We start from the raw sequence: 20,563 nt of genomic DNA, 5'->3' as shown, positions 1-20,563 counted from the left end.
TGTCCCAACCTCTTTTTTAAAAGATTATTCATTCTCCATATAAACTCCATTTTAATAAAGTATACTTTTCTTTGCTAGAAAACAAAGAATTTATAATGAAATGAGGAATATCAGTGAAGCCGCTTTTTAGTATAGGCCCATTTACTATTCACTTTTTTGGTTTAATGATCGCAATCGGTTCTTTAGCAGGTATCTTTTTGTTTTTGAAAGAAGCAAAGAGAAGAGGAATGAACCATAAATTACTAATGGATGGAGCAATGTATTCTTTGCTAGGAGGGATTTTAGGAGCCCGTCTAGTTTACATTTTAGTATATAATCCTTCATACTATTTTGCTAATCCTATAGATATGTTATACATCCATAATGGTGGTTTATCCATTCATGGGGGAATAGCTGGAGGGATATTGGTCGGATTCTTATTTTTAAAGAAACATAGAATGCCTATATGGGAAACATTAGATATTGTCGCTCCATCGCTGATTTTAGCACAAGGTATTAGCAGAATAGGATGTGATGTGTTTGGAGGACCAATTTCACATGTTTTCCCGTGGGCAGTGGAAAGAGGAGGAGAGTTCCTCCATCCAGCTCAAGCCTATGAGTTCTTGTTGGATTATTTATTGTTTGGGTACCTGTGGGTCCGATTAAAGAGTCCTCTATATAAAGGTCAGGTATTCCTTCATTATATTGTTGGTTACTTGGTTATTAGAGGCGTTGTAGAATTTTCACGAGTAAACCCGATGGTGTTTGGTTCATTTAGCGTTAGTCATTTATTAAGTTTTATCGGCATTATAATTGGCATTATAATAATTTGGCTGCGACGAAAGAAAAAAGGTGTGGAAAAAGGGGAAAGCATTCCGAAAAATCAATACTTGAAAACCGCTATGTATGTATTTTTACTTAGTGTCTTCTCACTACTTATTTATTACATTGTTCAAGGATAGCTTTCTAACTCTTTAATGGTTGAGCTCAATATTTAACATTACAATTCTTCTCCATATTTTCATCACATTATTTATATATACTATGTAAAAGAGGAAAGGAGGTTTGACTTAGATGAAAAAGAAAATAGCATTGATTGCTTCATTTACAATCGCTTCATTCTTGGTGGTGGGACAATTTGCTTTCGCAAGTCCTTCCGACAATATGAACAGTAATGGAATGATGAAGATGATGGAAGCAATGAATTCCCCCCAGGGACAAGAAATGATGCGAGCATGCGGTGAATTTATGGAGTCTTCCGAAAATGAATAAGGTAAATTGAAACCCAGGGAGATAAGTGTATGGAATGGTTAATCTACTTGTTATGTCCATTAATGATGCTGTTTTGTCTGAAGGGAATGTTTTCAGGCGGAAAGAATTGCGACAATAAGAAATCCAGTCAAGTGGATTTTAATTCTCTTCAAACGGAAGTAAAGCAACTGCAAGAACAGAATAGAATTCTAATGAATGAGGTAAAGTCTTTCTCTGAAAAGAATCTCCAAAAAGATAAGCAAATCTCATAATTGTTAAGTAAACGAAAGGATGGAAGACATTGCATTGAAAAGTGTCATTCCATCCTTATTTATTTACTGTTTACCCGCCCGGATATTTATCATTTGTATTAATAGAATAATAAACTCTTTAAGTGTCTAACATTATAGGGCGAAGGTGGCAAAAAAGTTGTGGACCAAAATAATCTTAGTTGTAACCATCTTATTCATCTATATTAATATGAGCTTTCTGCATGATGGCAAAGAGGTAAATAGGCTAACAGAAATAGTAGATGTCACAAAAAAGCATAATATTATAATGGATTCATGGCAGGCCACTTTTAAATCTCCTTTAGGAGATGCCAAAAATTATGTAGACTTAATACATACAGTGAATGAAACGAAGGAGGAGCTTTCTTTCATAACTAAATGGGGAAAAGTGAAAAAAGGGCATCACTTTAGTCTACAAGGGGAATCTATGGGAGTAATTGATCCAGATTTAACTATAAATAAGGTGGAAATAAATGCATTTTACAATAAAGGAATATATAATATTTTTGTTTCATTTGAAATAGGCAGCGAACAGTGGGATAAAGAACTTTACACCCGGGCTAGAGAACAAATAAATTCTTACTTTAAAATTGACAAGACTTTTTACACGGTGAAGGGACATATTAATGAAAAAGTGGATTTGACTTATTCTACTCAAAAAATAATGAATGAATTCGAAGCTAAGCATGTTGGTGATCTAACTGAAAAGAACTTCATATCAGTTTCCGCAAACAATCCGAATTGGAGCTCGGAAATAAAATCAGTTAGTAATGAATCAATTAATCTGCAAATAGCACATAGATATAATGCTTCTTCAAACAAGACTCACATTACACTCGGCACCCCAATTATAGCTACTGATTTTTAATTTAACTATTCTAAGGGTTAAACATTGAAAGAGCAATGTTAACAATAACATTAATCTTTTTATTTTAGTTCAATTACACTAAAGCATCATATTTATTTATCCACTATGTCCACAAGTATCGTTAGAATACCGATTAAATGATACGGTATAATTTTCTTCCCTGGGATTTATTATAATTAATACTAAGGCTTTATCCGCCTAACCGGGCTTGTGATCTGTACTTTCCCTTGATGATGTGTGTCTATTTCTTCTATACCGGCTACTTTTCCAATTGTTTAAATTTAACAAGGAGACACTAAATGATTGTAAGTAATAAATCAAGGTTAGAATTAGTCCAGTTTAATGGATATGATGTCGCAGGTTTGGTTTGACTGAGCTCTCTGATTCAGTTGAATGGGGTTATGATGAAAATGAAATTGGTACAGTTATGTCTTCTGGTAAAATATTCGGACATACAATGCAAATGAAAAATTGTATCAAGTGCAACAATAATTCCTTTTGTACAAGCATAGCATCAATTGGTATGGTAATAATGAATAAAGATTTTAGAGGATTTGACTTAGGAAAAGAAGCTACTCAAAAATGTATAAATCCTTTTTTAAGTGACGTTTCAATAATGTTAATTGCAACAGAAGATGGGAAGCCTCTCTATGAAAAAATGTTTTTTGTTAGTAACTTGTTACCTGAAAATTTAGGAGGAATAAAAGAAGTTCTACCTACCCAGGGAATAGGCGAAGGAATTGTTGTAGGGGATTCATGTTTATTGCCTTGAAGAATCAAAATAGAGATACATACCTACTTATAAGCCAAAGTTTAATAGTCTTAAATTTTGGACCGTATGGCAAGAAGGGTAACCCAATCAAAATTTAAATCAATCAGTAATTAACAACCTCACACTCTCGAATAAAAACTCCCGACAAAAATGCTGTTGCAATAATTGAAGAATGATTTGATCTTCGGATATTGCCAAAATCCAATTACTGGGCAGAATACTTGAAGAAAAAAATATTATTATTGTTATAGGGGTGAAATAAATGAGTTATCGTATTGGTTCATTTGCTAATATATGTGGGGTAAATAAAGAGACGATTAGATATTATGAACGAAAGAATTTATTACAAGAACCACTTGAAAATCATTCTGGTTTTCAAATATATTCAAATCATGATGTTAAGCGTGTAGGCTTTATTAAAAGAATGCAACAACTAGGTTTTTCTTTAAGTGAAATTTATAAATTATTAGGTGTCGTAGATAAAGATAAAGTTCGCTGTGAAGATATGTTTAAATTTGTATCTAAAAAAGAAGAAGTTCATAAACAAATAGAGGATCTAATACGAATTGAAAAGATGTTAAAAGATTTAAAGAGGCGATGTCCAGATGAAAAACAGTTACACGCATGTCCAATAATAGAAACAATAATTGAGGAAGAATGAGAAAGAAAATATCTAATGAAGCATAAAAAGACCTTTACTGCAGGATTGATAGCTACATTTGTTGTTTTATTATGTTGTGCTACCCCTATACTAGCTATTTTATTAGGTGCTATGCTATCGGTTTAGGGGCGATGACAGGTTACTTAGATTATGCTCTGATTCCTGTTTTAGCTGTTTTTCTTGGTTTAACTTTTTATGCTTATTCTAAATATGAAAAATCACATAAAAATAAGGAGATGTAAAAAGTGAAAGAAAGAGTTGTTGCAATTGCTTCGATGTTTTCAGCTTTTTTTGCAAGTCTTTGTTGAATTGGCATAGCCATTTTAATACCACTTCGTTTCTGGGGTAATGCTTATCTATACATTATACAGTCAGGGGATATAAGGCATGATGAAATAATTAATAGATTTATTTATTGTATTTGGATTCATATGAAATAAGGAAATAGGTAAAATAAAAATAAAACTGGAGGTTGAGGTAATGAATAAATTTAAGATAAATATTCAAGGAATGACTTGTACGGGTTGTGAAGAACATGTAGCCGTAGTACTTGAAAATGTGGGAGCTAAGAACATTGAAGCTAGTTTTCGTCGTGGTGAAGCAGTATTTGAATTACCCGATAATATTGGGGTGGAAAGCGCAAAAAAGGCAATTGATAAAGCAAAATACCAACCTGGAGAAATAGAAGAAATACAATCTGAAGAAAAAATGGTTTTAGGTGATGAGGGAGACTATGACTTACTTATCATTGGTTCTGGTGGGGCTGCTTTTTCGGCTGCGATTAAATCAGTTGAATACGGGGCAAAAGTAGCCATGATTGAGCGTGGAACCGTTGGGGGAACATGTGTAAATATTGGTTGTGTGCCATCAAAAACTCTTCTTAGAGCTGGGGAAATCAATCATTTAGCAAAAGTTAATCCATTTATAGGTTTACAAACATCTGCTGGAGAAGTGAAATTAGCTCCTTTAGTAAAGCAAAAAGATGAGTTAGTAAGCGAACTACGGAAACAAAAATATGTCAATTTAATTGATGAATATGGCTTTGATTTAATTGATGGTGAAGCAAAATTTGTTGATGTTAATACAGTTGAAGTTAACGGGAAGAAACTTTCTGCAAAGCGTTTCTTAATTGCGACGGGTGCTTCTCCTTCTTTACCGCCGATTTCAGGACTTGAAGAAGTGGATTATCTAACAAGTACAACACTACTTGAACTTAAAAAGGTGCCAAAGCGATTAACGGTTATAGGTTCGGGATATATCGGAATGGAACTTGGGCAATTGTTTCATAATTTAGGTTCAGAAGTCACGCTTATGCAAAGAAGTGAGCGACTTTTAAAAGAATATGATCCAGAAATTTCAGAGGCGATAGAAAAAGCGTTAATTGAACAAGGTATTAACCTTGTCAAAGGGGCAACTTTTGAGCGTGTAGAACAAGAGGGGCAAATCAAAAAGGTTCATGTAACAGTAGATGGCAAGGAAAAAGTGGTGGAATCAGAGCAGCTACTTGTTGCAACAGGAAGAAGACCAAATACGGATACTTTAAATTTAAGTGCAGCAGGAGTTGAAGTCGGAAATCGAAAAGAAATCCTGATAAATGATTATGCCAGGACAAGTAATGAAAAGATTTATGCAGCAGGAGATGTCACATTAGGTCCTCAATTTGTTTATGTAGCAGCCTATGAAGGTGGAATTGTTTCAGATAATGCAATTGGTGGATTAAATAAAAAATTAGATTTATCAGTTGTTCCTGGTGTTACCTTTACAAATCCTTCGATTGCAACGGTTGGTTTAACAGAGGAACAAGCAAAAGAACAAGGCTATGAAGTGAAAACATCTGTATTGCCTTTAGATGCCGTTCCAAGAGCGATAGTAAACCGTGAAACAACAGGTGTTTTCAAGCTTGTTGCTGACGCGAATACATTAAAAGTGCTTGGGGTTCATATCGTATCTGAAAATGCAGGAGAGGTGATTTATGCAGCGACATTAGCCGTTAAGTTTGGTTTAACCGTAGAGGATCTAAAAGAAAGCCTAGCACCATATTTAACAATGGCAGAAGGATTGAAATTAGCTGCTCTTACATTTGATAAAGATGTCTCGAAACTCTCTTGTTGCGCTGGATGATAAAAAGGTTCCCACTGGGGGCTTTTGTCTTCTTTTTCCGTTTTTAGAGGTGTTTTTTACTTTCTCTCTCCCCTCTTTGGTGCTAATTTAATCCTTTTATCATTCTTTTAAGGTTTATTGCCATCGCCGAAAAGAGGCATTGTTCCAGGATTTTTTCCATGCCCCTTTTATATGTCTTGTATAAATTGTGTTTTGTTTTCAGTGTGCCAAAAGTTCCCTCACACCAAACCCTTCTTAGTTTTTGTATCCTCTTATACTCACTTGTTTTGGTTCTTTCCGCATTGGCTTCTAACAATTCATGTGCAATTGGACGAGCGATTGTTCGCCTTCTGGCTGTCTGCCCGAAGCAGTTTCCCCTGAAGGGACATCCCTTACAATCTTTTGCCTAAGCCGCGTAGGTTTTCACATAATTTCCATTTTGACTTTTAGCCAAATGCGTAAAAGGAAGGACTTTTTGATTGGGACATGTATAGTGGTCCTGTTCTCGATCATAAGTAAAGTCCTTATAAGAAGTGGTTTTGAAAGATGTCTTGGATTCAGTTGGACTGATATAACCAGTAATATCAAGGGTAGTAAGACCATGGTGGATCTGGGTGGTATCATATCCTCGGTCAGCCCCTGCCTTTTGAATCGTCAAATTGAACTTCTCTTTTGTCACTTTTAACCGTTCAACAAATGGTTCACAATCGTTAACGTTTCCTGCCGTTGGATGAATATCGACGATAATTCCATGGGCGGCATCAATGGTGGTATGTGCTAAATAGTGAGGACCATGAGGTTTTCCTGGACGATTTAATACACCAGCGTCCATATCCGTTGTCACTATCGATGCCGTTTGAGTTTTCGTTTCGTTTGGCTTGCGTCCGCGCTTCTGCTTCCCGGATTCTTTTCTTTTTTTCTCTAATTCCTCTTCGATCTTTTTCGTTTCTTCTTCAAGTGTATTCAGGTATTGTGAAGGGGTTTTGGTTACTTCTACTTTTTGGACTTTGTCTTTTGCCGCACTGGCTTTTATATGGGTAGAATCGGTCACCATTACTTCTCCTGTCACAAGTCCTTCCTTCAGACAGAGCTGGACCACGTGGTCAAAGATTTCCTGGAACACCTTCCCATCCTTAAATCGTCTGCGGCGATTCTGACTGAATACTGAGTGATCGGGAACGGGGTCCGTCAGATCCAACCCTAAGAACCAGCGATAGCCCACGTTTAATCTCACCTCTAATTCTAGCTGCCGTTCAGAATCAATATTGAATAAATAGCCGATCAGCAACATTTTAAATAAAATGACAGGATCAATGGATTTGCGGCCAACTGGTGAATAGTACTTTTCCATTTTTGTATAAATAAACGAGAAATCAAGCTTTTCTTGAATTTTTCTCAAAATGTAATTTTCGGGAACAAGCGCGTCTATATCAATGAATTCTAATTTTCCTTGCGTATCTTCTTTACGTCCCATCATAAGGATACCCCCAATAAAAAAAATCGGTGTTGAATATTAATTCGACACCGATTTTAGAAATTCCTATTAGATTGTCAACAGCCCTAATGGGGAGCCTTTTTAATATAGATGAAAGAAGGGGTAGGAGATTAGGCTAATGAAAGTTACTCTTTTTATTACGAAGTACAACGATATTATGCATTTTCAAGGTTTTTCTCAAGTGTGTAAATTTTTTGGAATATAAATATGTTATCCATATTTTGAATTTCTGATAAAAGTAGCACTGCTACACCAATTTGACTGCGAATCACCATCCAAGACATTTGTAGTGCGAAAACAATAAGTCTTATCTTTTATTTATAATAATATGTTGCATTTAATATAATAAATATAAGTTAATAAACATATAGTCTATTTATTTAATAGTAAAATTGAATATACAAATACGTGGAAGGACCACAAATTAAACGATGGGTTTCGTACCTGCATCGGTTCATTTGTGGTCCTTTTTTATTTCAACTTTCACAAAATATGGGGGATATTCATGAGTTTTAGCATACATACCGCGAAGCTAGATAGAAAATTACTTAGAGACTTTGCGATGAAACAGTTAAACATGTCTCAAACCACATTAAACTTAATCTTTCACCTAACTCTTTTCGTAGAGACGGACGCATCCACCTGGACAAAAGAAGATGTAAGGAAAAGATGTACTGTGACAGACATTGTATTTGGCAACAAAAAAATGTATGAAATGGCATCTAATTATGCATGCCACTTGCTCCTCCAGATTAGCGGTTTTGTAATGACTCTTTATATCTAAAACTATCACCCGTAAACAGGAATAGATGGGAATGATGAATCAGTCGGTCAATGACTGCTTCAGTAAGGATGGGATCCCCGAATACATGATTCCATTGACCGAATTGGAGACTCGTTGTAATGATGATACTCTTGTTTTCATAACACATCGAAATGACTTGAAATAAGAGTTCCGCCCCTTCTTTATTCAAGGGGATATATCCGAGCTCATCAAGAACGAGTAAGTCGAGCTTCTCAATCTGTTTCATTATCTTTGTCAAAGTACCATTCTGGTTGGCATCTATTAGTTTGTTCACCAATGCTGCCACTGTATAGAACCTTACTTTACTGCCATATGTATGTATGGCATTTAAGCTTATTAAGGTTGCCAAGTATGTTTTCCCTGTGCCCACTCCTCCATACAAGATTAAATTTTCTCTCTCCTGTATGAAGTTACCTTTCAAAACAGCCTCACGGTCAATTCCTTGGGGGATTTGGATATGTTGCCACTGAAAAGGTTGCTCTCCGGTTTTAGGCAATTGGGCTTGGATCAGTAATAAGTTTATCTTTCGTTCTTCCCGATTTTGCACTTCCTTCTCAAACAAACTTAATAAGTATTTTTGTGGATCCTTTTCTTCTACTTCTTGATAATTCTCCCTGATCCAGCTGAGCTTCAATCGCTTTGCGTACTCCTCAATCTCTTTCCTCATCATGATTCACCTTCTGGTTGGAAGAATGCATCATAATGAGATAATCCTCGCTGAATATTTGGCATGTCTGGGATCGGAGACTGCACCGTTATAGCTTGGTGTTGATGGTCTTGGTTAAGTAAACTATAAAAGCAATGCTTGATCTGGTCTGCACTTGGGTGTCCGTTTCGAGAAGCGTTCACTAGAGCTTCTTGTAGAAGGGTAAAGTCATCATTTTTCAATAGACTCCCCAAAAATTTTAGTACTTCTTTTTGCTCGTTTTCTGTACAACGCCTTAAGTATTCTGTCCACTCAGGTGGGAATTGCTCATATATGCTAGTGTACTTAATGGCTCTTGGTCGCCTGGATAGTAAGTCAAGATAGGGCTGCCAAATCATTGACTGTCTTTTGATTCCGTATAGTCGGGAGTGTTTCACTATTACTTCGTTCTGATCATTTAGGATGGCAACAGTATTGTAAGTAACCTGTACTTTCACCACTTGTCTTGCATACCTCGGAGAGGTGGAGTATACCTTTGTATCGTAATTGACCATCCCATATTTATCTGATTTCAATTCTTGGTGGATTGCACATTCAAATTCTTTCTCCGGAAGTATGAGCCATTCTTTTTGTTCATCTTCAAATAAATGCATAAGGTTTACTTTCTTTTTATAGTGAGTCCGGTCCCGGTCTTCCTCTGCCATTTCCCATAGTGTGGCATTAAATTGATCAAGGTCTAAGATAGTACACTCCGGCAATAAAAAGTTATTCCGTACGTACTTTACCATGGATTCCACATGGCCTTTTTCATTCCCTTTTCTAGGATTACAAAACTCATATTGAAAACCGAAATGCATGACAAAGCGTTCAAAGGTATCAGTAAGTTATCGTTCTCCTTTAGCCAATATCCTTTTCACTGATGGAGACAGGTTATCAAAACGTATGGTTCGAGGTGTACCTAAATAAGCATTCGGTGTTTTCAGAAGGAAACACTTGAAAATAGAAGGTATTGCTATAGGGAAAAGACATTACTAAGTATGGTAATTCTATAACCTTGGATTGGTAGCTAAAAGGAGCTGTTCCAAAATCTACTTGTGCTGTTCCTGGGAATGACTCCAGTGGTAAAGCAGCTTCTTCAATGTAGTCATTCAATTCTTTCTTTCGTTTGGAAACATAATCCCTGACAGTCCGATAGGACCCTTTAAAAATATGAAACTTCACTAATTGAGTAAACATTCGTTTCGCAGTTCTATGAAACTTCTTTTTCTTTTTTAAATCTTCTTTTATCCACTTATCAATAATGGGATTAACGTGTTCCATTACAGGAGCTTTACGCTTCTGCACCTGCTTATGCTTAAACTCTTCTTGGTTTGCATACTTTTTTACAGTTCGTGGATCGATTCCCATTCTTTTCGCGATACTTGCAGTTCACAACGAACGGGGAAGACTCTTATCTTAAGCACGTCCCATGTTATGATTCCACTGAATTCCAAAACCTTTCAAAAAATCAGACTCGTCAATTCCTATACATTTCTACAAACAATGTGAGGAACCAATATACACGAATAGCTGTTGAAAATCTCTATAAAAATACACTTCACGACCACGGATACGGACTTAATATCTATGATAGCTATTAAGATATGGCTGAAGATCTTTTCTTCCTTATCGATAATGGGTATATTTTGGTGCGACTTGAAGGTCAGAAAGAACCAATCGACAAAATTAACTATAAGTCTGAATTCCATAGAACCTTTGGATTTAAAAACAACAAGAAATCACGTACCAGTAAATATTTTAAACAGAAACACAAGCTCGATTTGAAAGTGAACCCATCTTTATTCAATGAAGAAGCCATCAACAATGAAGCTGGTAAAGCAGAGCTTCGTTTATTAGCTGATAATTACCACATGTGCCATGAAGATATGAAAGGAGAAACGTTTAATTTCATCATTGGAAGAAAGAAATCATTGATAGAACAATTCGGGATGTCCGGCCTTGAAATATATCGAACATCCCTTCAAAAATATTTTATAGAGAAAAACGAAAACATCATTTATTACAATCTTGTTGGTAAAGGCGAGAACACCTTCACTGACTTCTATTTATTAGAAGAAATTAAGAAGGTTATTTTAACTGCTCTTGAAAATGTAGCAGGGTACGGCTTGATCAACAATTCTTTGGCATACTCATTTAAAGATGCCCATATACCTGGTCTGATTAGATATTGGATCGCTAACTCAGCTGATGAACATAAAATTCTAATCGATCAAGATATTCAACAAATCGAGGATGCTCATGAGTTATTATCAGGACTAGCAGCCGAAGAACCTTGGACATACGTACCTGATTCAATCAAGGCAACATACGCAATTCACGAAGCTAAATTACATGAAATCATTAGAATAGAATGCATCAAAGTGGGAATCCACCAACCTCACGAGCTGTTAGCCGAAGTGGATTCCAGAGAGCTTATCGTATCTTTAGCTTCTAAATCGTTACTTTCTAGACTGGACGAGGAAGTTAACGAACTAAAACAAATCGTTCGTTTCTTCAGGAAAAAGCATGTTCCACTCGCTAAACGGCTTGAAGAAAGAGAAGATGATGAACAAAAACCAATCAACAGAAGATTGGACCTTCGCACGTGGCTAACCAATGCTAAGCTGTTGCAATTATTTTTAAAAATAAGCTGCTAACGGCTTATTCGCATTGGCATTCAGGTCCCATTCCATGAATCATTTAATACCAGAGCACACTAAAAACCAGTGCGGTCTATTATATGACTTTACTCTTTCCACAGGATTAAGACAGGGAGAGGTTTTAGCCCTACCTTGGTTCAATGTGGATTTAAAACAGGGTACCATTACAGTATCAAGAAGTGTTTCCTTCTTTTCAAAGTGCTTCTGGTCCCGGTGCAATTTATTCCTATTAATATTTAAGGAAATAGGTAACAACTTCAAAAGACTTTCAAGTCAAGTAAAGAAGCAGAAGAGTTTAGATCAAAAGTAACGTTAAGGAGAAGTTATCAAGATGAAATAGATCAAAGCGGGACTTCCAGCAAAAATGATGTAGAGGAGGAGGAAATCTTATTCTTCGAATATGCGACTAAATGATTAGAAGTCGAGTACTTCCAAAAAGTCAGATCCACAACATTCAAAGCAGGACGTTACTTTATGGAGAAGCACATCTGTCCATTCTTCGGTGATAAATACCTTTCAGACGTTATGACTCAAGACATCAAGGAGTTTTATGCCAAACTGAAACGAGGTGGGTATGCTCAAAAAACAATCAGCAGCATTCACAAATTCCTATCGAGTTTCTTTCAAGCTACAATCTAAAATGGAGTCTTAACGGAACACCCGATCAGAGCCATTAAGAATAAGCCAAAAGACCCCAAGTACAACCCAAGTTGATGCAGGAAAGATTAGGTCACGAAGATATAGAAACTACATTCCGATATTATGGACTTCTTTGGCCGAATGCGGACCAAGAGGCTGTTCGGGGATTGGAGAAAGAAATGGAGAAACATAAAAATCTAAGGAATGACTGAAAACAAATGTGGACTTGTGAACCTGAAGGGATTTAAAAGCGAAAAAGAGAAAAGTTTGAGAACATAAAAAAACCCTTGAATATCAAGGGTTTCAGGTGTATGGAGCATAGCGGGATCGAACCGCTGACCTTTTGGCTGCCAGCCAAACGCTCTCCCAGCTGAGCTAATGCCCCGTGAATCGGTCATGATTAATTATAAAAAAGTACCAGGCATTCGTCAATCCTTTTTTTACTATTTTTTGTATTGGAATGTGAAACGATTTGAAAAGGCGTTGAACAATGGTTTGACGCCTTTTTAGATGTGGACCAAATCTGATCACTCCACATCTTCATCCTTTCATCTATTCAACAACTCTAATCCTTTCACCATTGCCAGCGCTTCTTTATCAGCAATCACCGTGACATGTTCGTGGCGATTCAAGATAGAAGCAGGGAAGTGCTCAGAGATTTCTCCTTCAACTAACTTTTTCATGGCCACTTGTTTCGCCTCACCTGAAACAAGGAGAAGGATTTCTTTGCTTTTCATAATCGAAGAAATCCCCATTGTGATGGCTTGTGAAGGTACTTCATCCATCGAGTCGAAATAACGGGCATTAGCCTCACGTGTAGACTGAGCAAGATCGACAATGTGGGTGTTGGTATCAAAAGAAGTACCTGGTTCATTAAATCCGATATGTCCGTTGCTGCCGATTCCCAGAATTTGAAGATCGATTCCTCCATGTAAACAGATCTTTTCATCATATGCCTCACATTCCTTTTCGAGGTCCACTGCTTTTCCAGAAGGAATATGGGTGTTCTTTGAATCAATATCAATATGTTTAAATAGGTGATCATTCATGTAATGGTAGTAGCTGTTAGGGTGTTTACCGGATAACCCGATGTATTCGTCCAAATTAAAGGAAGATACATGTTGATAGGAAGTCCTGTTCTGTTTATGGTCATTGATCAATGCCTCATAAAGCCCTTGTGGTGTTCCGCCTGTGGCCAATCCCAGTGTCAGTTGGTTAGAGCTTTTCACCTTGGATAATAGATAGTCTGCAGCGACTTGACTCATTTCCTGGTAGTCTTTCACTTCAATTAGTTTCATGAGTATCATCCTCTCGAATATAGGCTATTTTTCCTTTGCAAATTGTTGTGTATACATCTTTGTTTTTGTCCAGGATGACGATGTCTGCATCTTTCCGGGGAGCAAGGCTTCCTTTTCGATCAAAGACATTTAATTGTCTGGCAGGGTTTTCAGCGGTCATTTTGATCGCACTTCTCATATCCCCGGTAGTGAATTCCTGGATATTTGTAAAGGCATCCCTCATCTTCAATACGCTTCCTGCTAAAGTGTCTTCGTCCAATAAAGCTTTCCCGTCCTTAACCGTCACCATCTGGCCGCCAAGATCATACTGGCCATTCTTCAAGCATTTGGCTCTCATGGAATCAGTGATGAGGATTAATCGCTCGTCTGTAATTTGATCGAATGCCAATTGGACCACTTCCGGACGTACGTGGATGCCGTCTGAAATCAATTCCACCATCAATTCTTTTCGAAGGAAGGAGGCGCCCACGATGCCAGGCTCCCGATGATGAAGTCCCGACATCTGATTGAACAAGTGGGTAACATGGGACAAGCCTGCATCTATGGCTTTCCCGACCTGATCATAGGTTGCATTGGAATGGCCCACTGAAGCGACAATTCCATTCTCTTTTAAGTAACGGATCAGTTCGTATTCTGCATCAAGTTCAGGGGCAAGGGTCACCAACTTAATATTCTCTCCTGAAAGAGCATGCCAGTTTTTAAATACTTCGACATTTGGCTTCCGGATACGATTTAGAGGCTGTGCCCCTGCCTTATCCGCGTTAATGAATGGCCCTTCTAAATGAATGCCGAGTATTTCTGCCTGACCACCCCTTTGATGGTTTGACATATAGTCTGCCGTTGCCGTCAAGGCTTTTTCGATTGCATCGGATGCTTCCGTCATGGTTGTCGCAAGGAAGCTCGTGGTTCCTTCTTTCGGAAGAGTCCCGGTCATCGTATCAAGAGCTTCTCGCGTGGCATCCATTGTGTCAGCACCATTTACTCCATGAATATGAATATCTATCATTCCCGGGACAACACTATATCCATGGGGAAGCGAAATCACTTTGTATTCTTCAGAATCGTTTAACTGGGAACAGTCACCCATTTCTGTGATCTTTCCATTCTCTATTTTGATATACCCTTTTTCATATACTGTATTTTCTGCATAGATGTTTCCATCCAGGATAAGTAGTTTCTCTATATTTGAGGTCACTGAAATCACTCCTTGAGTACTTTACACTTCTACCATAACACCGGATAGTATAGATGTCTATACCAGTTTATTTTTGTGCAGTTTATTTTATGATTTAAAATTAATTAGACCATATTACTCATCAAATCTCCATTTATATTCATGAAATTGGTATAGACAACTATTCCTTTTTAATGATATGATTTGTTTTGTTTAAACGCTTTCACTTGAAAAAAAGGAGAGAATAGTATGTTAGGTTTCTTACAACGAATCGGTAAATCGCTCATGCTTCCAATCGCGGTGCTTCCTGCAGCTGCCTTATTGCTGCGTTTAGGTCAGGATGACTTATTGGGAATCGCGTTCATGTCTGAAGCAGGAGATGCCATATTTAAAAATTTAGCATTAATCTTTGCCATCGGGGTGGCAATCGGATTTTCGAAAGATGGAAATGGTACGGCCGGATTAGCCGGTGCCATCGGTTATTTGGTGTTAACGGGCGGGTTAAAAGCCCTTGATCCGGATTCGAACATGGCCATTTTCGGCGGGATCATATCCGGGGTAGTGGCAGGTTTATTATATAACCGTTTCAATGATATTAAACTTCCGGCCTGGCTGGGATTCTTCGGGGGGAGACGTTTCGTTCCGATTGTAACCGCTGCGTCCATGGTTTTACTCGCAGGGATATTTGGAATCATCTGGCCACCGATCCAGAGTGGGATCAACTCCATTGGTGAATGGATCATCGGTGCCGGAGCCACTGGAGTCGGTGTGTTCGGTCTGTTGAATCGTCTCTTGATTCCAGTCGGGCTGCATCACGTGTTGAATACACTTGTATGGTTTGAATTTGGAACATTTAAAGATGCAGCAGGAGAAATTGTGAAGGGGGATATCCCACGTTTCTTTGCTAAGGATCCAACAGCTGGAACGTTCCAGACTGGATTCTTCCCTATCATGATGTTCGGTCTTCCGGCAGCTTGTCTTGCGATGATTGTGACAGCGAAAAAGCATTTACGTGCCAATGTAGCGGGGATGTTAATCGGTTTGGCCGTCACTTCATTCCTAACAGGGATCACAGAGCCGATTGAATTCAGTTTCATGTTCTTATCACCTGTTCTTTATGGAATTCATGCTGTATTAACAGCAAGTTCGATGGTCATCACATACGTGCTTGGTATCCATCACGGTTTTGGTTTCTCAGCCGGTGCCTTTGATTACATTTTAAACTTCAATATCGGTCAGAAACCGTGGCTGTTATTAGGAGTAGGCATTCTTTACGGAATCATCTATTTCCTCGTATTCGCTTTCTTGATCAAGAAGTTTAATTTAAAAACTCCGGGTCGTGAAGATGATGAAGATGTGGTAGTAGCAGATGAAAATTCACGCGGAAATAGTAAATATGAAGTAATGGCAGAACATTTCCTGAAGGATCTGGGCGGGAAAGAAAACCTGGCAGTGATCGATAACTGTGCCACACGATTACGATTACAAATCAATGATGCCACACTGGTAGATGAAAAAGCGTTAAAAGCACATGGGGCTAAAGGCGTGATGAAGGTGAACAATAAAAACCTTCAAGTCATTGTAGGGACCGATGTGGAATTTGTTGCGGATGAGTTGAGAAAGTTAAAATAACAGGGGAGGGCAGACGGGTTTGTCGTATTTGGCAATACCCGTCTGCCACTTTCATATTTGTCTGTTATAAACAGGGTAAATATACTAAAATAAAAGATAAATCGTTATATATCGAAAGGAGAAGCGTTCGTGGTAAATAAAAATTCTCCTCTTCCTTTGTATTATCAGTTAGAAGAGCACCTAAAACATCTAATACAGTCTGAAGAGTTAAAACCGGGTGATGCCCTTCCGTCTGAGCGGGAGCTGGCTGAATCGTTCAAAATCAGCAGGATGACAGTAAGACAGGCGATTACCAATCTTGTGAATAAAAATGTGTTATATAGAGAAAAAGGGCGTGGGACATTCGTCTCTCACCGCAAAATCGAGCAAAGTCTCCAAGGTTTGACTAGCTTCAGTGAAGACATGAAGAGTCGGGGACTCGAGCCCGGGAATAAATTACTGCATTTCGAGATTTCTCCGGCCGCAGACGATATTCAGGAACTTCTTTCGTTAGAGGAAGAAGAGCTGGTGTACACGATGAAGCGAATCCGTCTTGCGAATGGTGAACCAATGGCTCTGGAGACAAGTTATATTCCCGTAAAGTTGCTTCCTGGATTGAATCAGGAAATATTGGATAGGTCACTGTATCACTATATTGAGAGCGAGCTGAACCTTCACATCAGTCATGCCACGCAATCAGTGGAAGCGGCAATTGTGACGGAAGAGGATGCGTTGCATCTAAAGGTGAAGAGCGGGGAGCCAGTGCTCTTCATTCAGCGTGATTCATTCCTGGAAGACGGCACCCCTTTTGAGCTGGTACGATCGGTTTATCGAGCTGATAAATATAAATTCAAAATCAACTTGGACAGACTGTAATAAAAGAGTAGGAGCCCCATTTTATAAAGGGCTCCCACTCTTTTTCTTTATAATCCTTTTGTTAACAGGGGAATGCGCTGACGATATTTCTCGATCAATCCTTCGTTATGATTTTCTGCGCCATCCACGTTTCCGCTGATGAAGATAGGCGGCTCAAATCCGTCTACCACCATGTTTTCAATGGCACCTGCCATGACGCTATTTAATATCGCCGCGCCGATGACCGTTGAAGATGGAGAGAACGGAACAGACACTCTTGGGTCAGTCAGTACCGCATCGCCTACAACGGAGTGATTATTTATGGCAAGATCCACTACTTCACTCAGAAATCTTCCGCTGGGATGTCGGGACGTTTCCTTCTCTACATAATCAAAGGAACTGATGGACACAACATAGGCGCCCCTCTCTTTGGCGTGAAGAGCGACATCGATGGGAACGGGGTTTTTTCCTGATGTGGAGACAACAATCACCACATCATGGGGCTGAATATCTTGCGCATTCATAAACTCACCCGCATACCCTTCCGCTCTTTCTAACTGAGAGGATCGCACGGCTCCTTCATGAAGCATGAGCGGCTCTATCAAAATAGGATGGATTGGAACCAGTCCACCTGCCCTGTAGAATACCTCTTCAGAAAGGATGTGAGAGTGACCGCATCCGAACAGCTGGATGATGCCGTCTTCTTGGATGGAAGAAGAAATCTTTTGAGCAAGCTCTGCCATTTTTTCAGCTTCATTTCTTTGAACAACATGTAACTTTTCCTGGATTTTTTCAAAGTATGCAGAAATCATTTCTTACCCGCTTTCATTTTTTCTTTCAGCATATCATATCTATCATGGAAATCTTTAGTCTGTACACTTTACATGTTATCTTTAAGCTGAATCGTGGTAACATAGGGAGTAACGAACTGTACGGAGGATATCTATGCGTATTTTTAGAATTTTAAACAACAATGCTGTTGTAGTGGTGGACGGGCCGCAGGAGAAAATTGTGATGGGGAGCGGGATTGCTTTTCAGAAGAAGCGAAATGATATCATCCCCAAGAACAAAATTGAAAAGATCTTTGTCCTTCATGAGCAATCCTCGGAGAAATTCCAGCAGCTCCTGGCTACCTTGCCGGAGGAACATATTGAAATCGCTGAAAACATCATCAGCTATGCAGAGGGACATTTAAATGCCCCTCTTAGCGACCATATCCATATCGCGCTGACGGATCACCTTTCCTTTGCATTTGAACGACTGCAGCAAGGATTTCCCATCCAAAATAAGCTTTTAAACGAAATCAAGCTGCTTTATAAAAAGGAATATGAAGTCGGGGTGTGGGCAAAAGAAGAAATCAGGCAGAAACTCGGTATCGAAATCCCTGATGATGAGGCGGCTCATATTGCTCTTCATATTCATACGGCGAAGATGGATGCCCCGTCTATGAGCGAATCGTTGAAGCATGCCACGATCCTGAGGGATTTTGTTGAGCAGATAGAGTCGATTCTTTCCATAGAAGTAGAAGAGTCGAGCATCAACTACCAACGATTAATCACCCATCTTCGTTTTGCACTAAATCGGATTGAACAGGGAGACCAGTTTGATCCCATCGATGAAGACATGCTTGAACTGATTCAGATGAAATACCAAAGGGCTTACGAGTGCTCAAAGGAAATTACAAAGTATCTGCAGGAAGAATACAGCATTAACTTCCCTCCTTCAGAGGTTGCGTATATCGCTCTGCATATACAGCGCCTCTTAAAGTAAATGGTTGACGGTAACGTTTTCATCTTGTAGAATGAACACATCAATTTCATACAGTAGGATTGTTACTGATCATGCAGGCAAGACCTAGAATCTTTAAGACGATAATGGTAAGCGTCTCTCTTTGACCTACCTCTATCCTCTTAAGGGTACTAGGTCTTTTTTTTATTGGAATTTATGAAAAATAGGAGGGATTCATGATGAACTATCGTGAAGTTGCTGAACAGCTTGTTCCGTTATTGGGTGGCGAAAAAAATGTTGTAAGTGCCACTCATTGTGCGACGCGACTGCGTCTCGTGATTGACGACGAAAGTCAGATAGAAAAAGGTGCCATCGAGGAATTGGATGGTGTGAAAGGGGCATTCTCAAGCTCCGGTCAGTTCCAGATCATATTCGGGACAGGGAATGTAAACAAAGTATTTGAACATTTCGGTCCTCTTGTTGGTGCATCAGTTGAAGATAAGTCACCAACGGGCGAGTCTCACAGCGATGCAGCCAAACGGAAGATGAACCCGTTTGCCCGTTTTGCCCGTACACTGTCAAACATATTTGTACCCATCATCCCGGCAATCGTAGCGGCTGGTATGTTAATGGGGCTCCTTGGCCTGATGAGAACGTATAAATGGGTCGATCCTGAAAGCGGTCTATTCGTAATGCTGGACATGTTCTCTTCTGCAGCCTTTATCATTTTACCAATCTTGATCGGGATGAGTGCAGCGAAGGAATTTGGGGCGAATGGTTACTTAGGTGCTGTCATCGGGGGGATCATGACCCACCCGGCATTACTGAATCCATGGGGTCTTGCCGATGCCCAGCCGGACACTCTTGATTTCTTCGGATTTGGCGTTGAAATGCTTGGGTACCAAGGGACGGTCATTCCAGTACTATTAACCGTTTACTTAATGGCAAAGATCGAAAGAGGCTTACGCAAAATTGTACCGAATACCGTTGATTTATTGGTGACTCCGTTCTTGACGGTCATCTTCACAGGATTTACCGCTCTGCTTATTGTTGGACCACTAGGAAGAGTTCTCGGTAACGGAATTACAACGGTTCTTGATGTTGTCTACAACACAGCTGGTCCGATAGCGGGACTGATCTTCGGTGGATTGTATTCAACGATTGTATTAACCGGTGTTCATCACAGTTTTCATGCCATCGAGGCTGAGCTGTTATCGAACATCGGCGGTAACTATTTACTGCCGATTTGGGCAATGGCCAACGTTGCACAAGGTGGGGCAACCCTCGCTGTCTTCTTTAAAACGAAAAACAAGAAAACAAAGGAAATTGCTGTACCGGCAGCCGTTTCTGCTTTCCTGGGAATTACAGAACCGGCGATCTTCGGGGTTAACTTAAAGCATCGCCGTCCGTTTATCGGAGCAGCCATCGGTGGTGCACTTGGGGGAGCATACGTGGTATTCACTCAAGTGATGGCAAACGGAATTGGATTGACAGGTATTCCAATGTTTGCGATCGCTCAAGATCCACTTAACTATGGAATCGGATTCGTCATCGCTGTAGCAGGAGCATTTGTAGCAACCTTATTGCTGGGTTGGAAGGAAGAAGCAAAATAGAAATCTTTATCCTTACTAGTCACCTGACTAGTAAGGATTTGCTATATTTAAACTAGAACCAAATGGAACGAGGAGGAAC

Annotated in this window: 21 protein-coding genes, 1 tRNA gene and 2 pseudogenes; 14 read left to right on the top strand and 10 right to left on the bottom strand. The window is 39.1% G+C overall.

Going from position 1 to position 20,563, the window contains the following annotated elements; all coding sequences use genetic code 11:
* Positions 1–113 precede the first annotated feature (113 nt).
* The 7 genes from lgt (at position 114) to DET59_RS22240 (ending at position 4,063) form a co-directional block, all read left to right on the top strand.
* A complete protein-coding gene (gene lgt / locus DET59_RS06655) occupies positions 114–941 on the top strand; it encodes a prolipoprotein diacylglyceryl transferase (protein ID WP_113968840.1) in 828 nt (275 codons plus the stop codon).
* 112 nt (positions 942–1,053) lie between these two features.
* Complete coding sequence (locus DET59_RS06650) at positions 1,054–1,251, top strand: hypothetical protein (protein WP_113968838.1); 198 nt, start codon at positions 1,054–1,056, stop codon at positions 1,249–1,251.
* 29 nt (positions 1,252–1,280) lie between these two features.
* Positions 1,281–1,502: a DUF2933 domain-containing protein gene (locus DET59_RS06645; protein WP_113968836.1), complete on the top strand. Its 222-nt coding sequence runs from the start codon at positions 1,281–1,283 to the stop codon at positions 1,500–1,502.
* 157 nt (positions 1,503–1,659) lie between these two features.
* Positions 1,660–2,388 carry a YwmB family TATA-box binding protein gene (locus DET59_RS06640; RefSeq protein WP_113968834.1) on the top strand — a complete coding sequence of 243 codons (729 nt, stop codon included), beginning with the start codon at positions 1,660–1,662 and terminating at the stop codon, positions 2,386–2,388.
* A 367-nt stretch (positions 2,389–2,755) separates the two neighbouring features.
* Entirely contained in the window at positions 2,756–3,160 is a 405-nt protein-coding gene (locus DET59_RS06635) for a hypothetical protein (protein ID WP_113968833.1), read from the top strand.
* Positions 3,161–3,422: 262 nt separating this feature from the next.
* Positions 3,423–3,821 carry an Hg(II)-responsive transcriptional regulator gene (gene merR, locus DET59_RS06630; protein WP_113968831.1) on the top strand — a complete coding sequence of 133 codons (399 nt, stop codon included), beginning with the start codon at positions 3,423–3,425 and terminating at the stop codon, positions 3,819–3,821.
* 71 nt (positions 3,822–3,892) lie between these two features.
* A complete protein-coding gene (locus DET59_RS22240) occupies positions 3,893–4,063 on the top strand; it encodes a mercury resistance system transport protein MerF (protein WP_309472439.1) in 171 nt (56 codons plus the stop codon).
* On the opposite strand, the gene DET59_RS22005 is transcribed toward DET59_RS22240, so the two are convergent.
* Positions 4,021–4,143: a hypothetical protein gene (locus DET59_RS22005; RefSeq protein WP_258549610.1), complete on the bottom strand. Its 123-nt coding sequence runs from the start codon at positions 4,141–4,143 to the stop codon at positions 4,021–4,023. The two genes, DET59_RS22240 and DET59_RS22005, sit on opposite strands and share 43 nt — an antisense overlap.
* Before the next feature lie 158 nt (positions 4,144–4,301).
* Here DET59_RS22005 and merA point away from each other — a divergent pair, with 158 nt between their 5' ends.
* Positions 4,302–5,942 carry a mercury(II) reductase gene (gene merA / locus DET59_RS06620; RefSeq protein ID WP_113968830.1) on the top strand — a complete coding sequence of 547 codons (1,641 nt, stop codon included), beginning with the start codon at positions 4,302–4,304 and terminating at the stop codon, positions 5,940–5,942.
* 82 nt (positions 5,943–6,024) lie between these two features.
* On the opposite strand, the pseudogene DET59_RS22310 reads toward merA, so the two are convergent.
* From DET59_RS22310 to DET59_RS21995, 5 genes and pseudogenes are all read right to left on the bottom strand, one after another.
* Positions 6,025–6,312: pseudogene (locus DET59_RS22310) on the bottom strand (transposase); the annotation flags it as partial.
* A 15-nt stretch (positions 6,313–6,327) separates the two neighbouring features.
* The gene (locus DET59_RS06610) at positions 6,328–7,398 is read right to left on the bottom strand and encodes an IS1182 family transposase (RefSeq protein WP_113968828.1); all 1,071 of its coding nucleotides are present in this window, start codon (positions 7,396–7,398) and stop codon (positions 6,328–6,330) included.
* A gap of 770 nt (positions 7,399–8,168) precedes the next feature.
* On the bottom strand, positions 8,169–8,888 hold the full coding sequence (gene istB / locus DET59_RS06600; RefSeq protein WP_113969150.1) for an IS21-like element helper ATPase IstB: 720 nt from the start codon (positions 8,886–8,888) through the stop codon (positions 8,169–8,171).
* Entirely contained in the window at positions 8,888–9,655 is a 768-nt protein-coding gene (locus tag DET59_RS22000) for a Mu transposase domain-containing protein (protein ID WP_258549597.1), read from the bottom strand. Before DET59_RS22000 ends, istB begins: the two co-directional genes overlap by 1 nt.
* A gap of 145 nt (positions 9,656–9,800) precedes the next feature.
* A complete protein-coding gene (locus DET59_RS21995; RefSeq protein WP_258549596.1) occupies positions 9,801–10,274 on the bottom strand; it encodes a hypothetical protein in 474 nt (157 codons plus the stop codon).
* Between the two features lie 236 nt (positions 10,275–10,510).
* Between DET59_RS21995 and DET59_RS06590 the strand changes: the two genes are divergently transcribed.
* Both DET59_RS06590 and DET59_RS06585 read left to right on the top strand, forming a co-directional pair.
* Entirely contained in the window at positions 10,511–11,563 is a 1,053-nt protein-coding gene (locus DET59_RS06590; protein ID WP_113968826.1) for a hypothetical protein, read from the top strand.
* A gap of 441 nt (positions 11,564–12,004) precedes the next feature.
* Positions 12,005–12,205: pseudogene (locus tag DET59_RS06585) on the top strand (tyrosine-type recombinase/integrase); the annotation flags it as partial.
* A gap of 312 nt (positions 12,206–12,517) precedes the next feature.
* Here DET59_RS06585 and DET59_RS06580 read toward each other — a convergent pair.
* The 3 genes from DET59_RS06580 to nagA form a co-directional block, all read right to left on the bottom strand.
* Positions 12,518–12,590 (bottom strand) — tRNA-Ala (locus DET59_RS06580).
* A gap of 163 nt (positions 12,591–12,753) precedes the next feature.
* Positions 12,754–13,503, bottom strand: coding sequence for a glucosamine-6-phosphate deaminase (nagB, locus tag DET59_RS06575; RefSeq protein ID WP_113968824.1), 750 nt, complete (start codon positions 13,501–13,503; stop codon positions 12,754–12,756).
* Positions 13,490–14,698 (bottom strand): N-acetylglucosamine-6-phosphate deacetylase, encoded by a 1,209-nt coding sequence (gene nagA, locus DET59_RS06570; RefSeq protein WP_258549595.1) that lies wholly within the window; start codon positions 14,696–14,698, stop codon positions 13,490–13,492. Before nagA ends, nagB begins: the two co-directional genes overlap by 14 nt.
* A 228-nt stretch (positions 14,699–14,926) precedes the next feature.
* Between nagA and nagE the strand changes: the two genes are divergently transcribed.
* The gene (nagE, locus tag DET59_RS06565; protein ID WP_113968823.1) at positions 14,927–16,309 is read left to right on the top strand and encodes an N-acetylglucosamine-specific PTS transporter subunit IIBC; all 1,383 of its coding nucleotides are present in this window, start codon (positions 14,927–14,929) and stop codon (positions 16,307–16,309) included.
* Positions 16,310–16,438: 129 nt separating this feature from the next.
* Positions 16,439–17,164: a GntR family transcriptional regulator gene (locus tag DET59_RS06560; RefSeq protein ID WP_113968822.1), complete on the top strand. Its 726-nt coding sequence runs from the start codon at positions 16,439–16,441 to the stop codon at positions 17,162–17,164.
* Between the two features lie 47 nt (positions 17,165–17,211).
* Here DET59_RS06560 and DET59_RS06555 read toward each other — a convergent pair whose 3' ends face one another.
* Positions 17,212–17,955, bottom strand: a complete 744-nt coding sequence (locus DET59_RS06555; RefSeq protein ID WP_113968821.1) for an SIS domain-containing protein — start codon at positions 17,953–17,955, stop codon at positions 17,212–17,214.
* 133 nt (positions 17,956–18,088) lie between these two features.
* On the opposite strand from DET59_RS06555, the gene DET59_RS06550 reads away from it, so the two are divergent.
* Together DET59_RS06550 and DET59_RS06545 are read left to right on the top strand one after the other, a co-directional pair.
* Positions 18,089–18,913, top strand: coding sequence for a PRD domain-containing protein (locus tag DET59_RS06550; protein ID WP_181778079.1), 825 nt, complete (start codon positions 18,089–18,091; stop codon positions 18,911–18,913).
* 197 nt (positions 18,914–19,110) lie between these two features.
* Positions 19,111–20,484 carry a sucrose-specific PTS transporter subunit IIBC gene (locus DET59_RS06545; protein WP_113968819.1) on the top strand — a complete coding sequence of 458 codons (1,374 nt, stop codon included), beginning with the start codon at positions 19,111–19,113 and terminating at the stop codon, positions 20,482–20,484.
* Positions 20,485–20,563: the final 79 nt, after the last annotated feature.

This window comes from Rossellomorea aquimaris, from assembly GCF_003315075.1.
Classification (GTDB): Bacteria; Bacillota; Bacilli; order Bacillales; family Bacillaceae_B; genus Rossellomorea; species Rossellomorea aquimaris_C.
The sequence above is the reverse complement of the archived record's forward strand: the minus strand, read 5'-3'. Positions and strand labels throughout refer to the sequence as shown.